Below are 2316 nucleotides of genomic sequence, written 5' to 3'. Positions count from 1 at the left end.
GGGTTCGAGCTGGGCGTGAAGACCCGCCTCGAGGTCGAGGACGCCGAGCTCAACCTCCGCTCGGCCCGCGGCAACCTCGCCAAGGCCCGCCGCGACCACCACGTCGCGCTCGTCACGCTGCAGTACGTGACCGGCACGATCGCCGTCGCCGCGCCGGCGACCGCGCCCCCCGCCGCGCCCTGACCCGCGGCGACGCCGTTTCGCGCAACGCGGCCCCGGGCTTCGGCCCGGGGCCGTTTTGCATCTTGGCGCGCAAGGGAGGAGGCGCCGCAGCGGCGCGGGAGGCGCCTCCCTCGGGAGATCCCGCTCCGTTGATCGCGACGTATGGATTCGGAACGTTCCTCAGCGCTCGGACGAAGGGATCTCGATGTCCCAGTAGGCAGCCGCGCGTGCGTCCGTCGCGCCCGCGACGGTGCACTCGGTCGTCTCCGGCCTCTCTGGATGCGCCACCGAGTAGGGTGCGTGGCCGGAAGTGCTGCCGCCGTGGCGGCGCGACCGCGCCCTCGTACAGTTTCCAGAGTCGGCATCACCGCGGGCCACTCATCGCCCGGAGGGCTCTCCGTCCGCCCGGACTCTCTTCTGGCAGAACCGCCCGCCTCCGCAGTTCCCAGAGGTCAGCACCTCGTCAATCGGACGACACCTCGACGCGACCCCACTTGTCAATCAAGACCATGCGCTGTGGTCCGGCTTCCCGTCCAAGTAGTACTCGAACATCCACGGCACTTCCTTGTCCGACATCACCTGGTGCAGCTTGTACCGATTCGGATTGACTCCGTCCTGCCAGGAGAAGCGCGCCAGCCTCTTCTCCGCCACCGCTCTCGCCTCTGCCTCGGGAATCTCGACAGGTCGCCTACAACATCCCGCCGCGAGAGCCATCGCGACGAGGGAAAGAACGACCAACGCTGTTCTGAGTCTCATGCAGCAGCCCCCCTGCCCTCTACCACGTGCACCGTCGCCGCTGAGCGCGGGACGAGATGAGCTTCATTGCAGGGCGTTCTTGGCTCTCGCGTCCACGGGAATCCTCGTTGGTCACTTGGCAGGCGTCGCCTTCGGAAAATCGGGATCGGTCGGCCGCAACAAGAGAATCAGGGAATTCTCTTCGTACTTCGAAGAGAGGAAGTCTATGTACCAGATCGCCGCCGCACCGGCGTCCTTCGGCACGGCGTATGCGTGCTCTTCGTCGTACGGGGCGCGGAGGAAGCCGACCCGCCACTCAACCCGCTCATCGTCGCGGGGGGCACCCCCGACAAGCGAAATGTGTTCGAAGCGGGCGCGCGCGCCGCCGACGACGAACTCCATCGTCACGTCTTCGACGAGCGCCTCCGGCGGAATTTGGAACAGGCCATCCGCGACCGTCGCCTCGAACCGCCGTCCGTCGGGAAGCACGAACGCGAGCGAGGAAGGGGGCGGAACCGCCTGTCCTTCGAAGGTGCAGCTGATGCGGATTCGATTGACGCCGTCCGCCGCACCGGCCGCCCACCCGATGCGCGGCAAAGCCGCCAGAATCGCGAGTATGCCGATGCTCCACGCGCGGGTTCGCATAGTCTCACCTCAGCCCGACCGACGACGTTGCTTGGGAAATCCCCGTTCCGCCGTACTGCCAGACTCTCGCTTCACCAAAGGCGAAGACGTAGTTCTGATCTCCAGTTCCGTATGCCGCCGCAAAGCGCATGTCCGCTCCCGATGGCGGTTGCCTGTACGTGCAACGAATCTGCGGGGAATTCGGATTCGGCATCGACAAGCCGGAATGCGAGTGAAACGTTCCCTGCAGCACGACGATTCGACCGATGTCCGCAGTGTTCAGAGCCGCGAGGGGATCCATGGACACTGGGCCGCTCCTATCGCACGGGTTTCTGGCCTTCCCCGGAAGCGCCTCCACGACGATCTGCTTCCCGTCCTTGTCCAGTCCGTAGGCCCCGCCGACCTCGTGCATTGAGGCAGCGCCTTTCTTCACGATCTCTTCATGATCTTCACGGATTCCGGCGTGGGCGGCGCCGGCTTGACGTGGTCCTTGTCGTACAGCGGTGCGGATTCCTGCTGCTCCTCCTTCAGATCGTCCTGCAGCGAGGCCGCGCCGCCCTGCCCGTTGTCGGATAGTTCCTTCTTCTTCTCGGGCTCCGCCGAGGTGTCGCCGTCCTCCTCCCCCGTCGGATCGACGCGGTTCAGCGGGTTGCCGCGCACGTAGGCGTAGCGGTTCCACGACAGCGGGTCCGCCGCCTTCGCGCTCGCGTCCAGCGGGTCCACCGTCAGGAACGCCCCCGCCGACGACGCGTAGTAGCGCGCCAGCATGTAGTCGAGGCCCGTCTCCGCGTCCCG

At 66.5% G+C, this 2316-nt stretch carries 5 protein-coding genes; 1 reads left to right on the top strand and 4 read right to left on the bottom strand.

Features of this window, described 5'->3' with window-relative positions:
• Nucleotides 1-183 (top strand): TolC family protein (locus LLG88_08315; protein MCE5246906.1); only part of this gene is annotated, 183 nt, incomplete at its 5' end.
• Between the two features lie 480 nt (nucleotides 184-663).
• Here the strand turns inward: LLG88_08315 and LLG88_08310 are convergent.
• The 4 genes from LLG88_08310 to LLG88_08295 form a co-directional block, all read right to left on the bottom strand.
• Nucleotides 664-918: a PepSY domain-containing protein gene (locus LLG88_08310; protein ID MCE5246905.1), complete on the bottom strand. Its 255-nt coding sequence runs from the start codon at nucleotides 916-918 to the stop codon at nucleotides 664-666.
• Between the two features lie 111 nt (nucleotides 919-1029).
• Entirely contained in the window at nucleotides 1030-1542 is a 513-nt protein-coding gene (locus LLG88_08305; protein ID MCE5246904.1) for a hypothetical protein, read from the bottom strand.
• Between the two features lie 4 nt (nucleotides 1543-1546).
• On the bottom strand, nucleotides 1547-1954 hold the full coding sequence (locus LLG88_08300; GenBank protein MCE5246903.1) for a hypothetical protein: 408 nt from the start codon (nucleotides 1952-1954) through the stop codon (nucleotides 1547-1549).
• Nucleotides 1951-2316: RHS repeat-associated core domain-containing protein (locus LLG88_08295; GenBank protein ID MCE5246902.1), on the bottom strand; the 366-nt coding region annotated here is incomplete at its 5' end. The genes LLG88_08295 and LLG88_08300, both read right to left, overlap by 4 nt.

Source organism: bacterium (genome assembly GCA_021372775.1).
Classification (GTDB): Bacteria; Acidobacteriota; Polarisedimenticolia; order J045; family J045; genus JAJFTU01.
Note: the sequence above shows the minus strand (reverse complement) of the source record. Positions and strands in the feature narration are given on the sequence as shown.

Bases quoted from the DNA above. Each gene is read 5' to 3' on its own strand.
- LLG88_08305 (MCE5246904.1), bottom strand. From the start codon at position 1,542: ATGCGAACCCGCGCGTGGAGCATCGGCATACTCGCGATTCTGGCGGCT.
- LLG88_08310 (MCE5246905.1), bottom strand. From the start codon at position 918: ATGAGACTCAGAACAGCGTTGGTCGTTCTTTCCCTCGTCGCGATGGCT.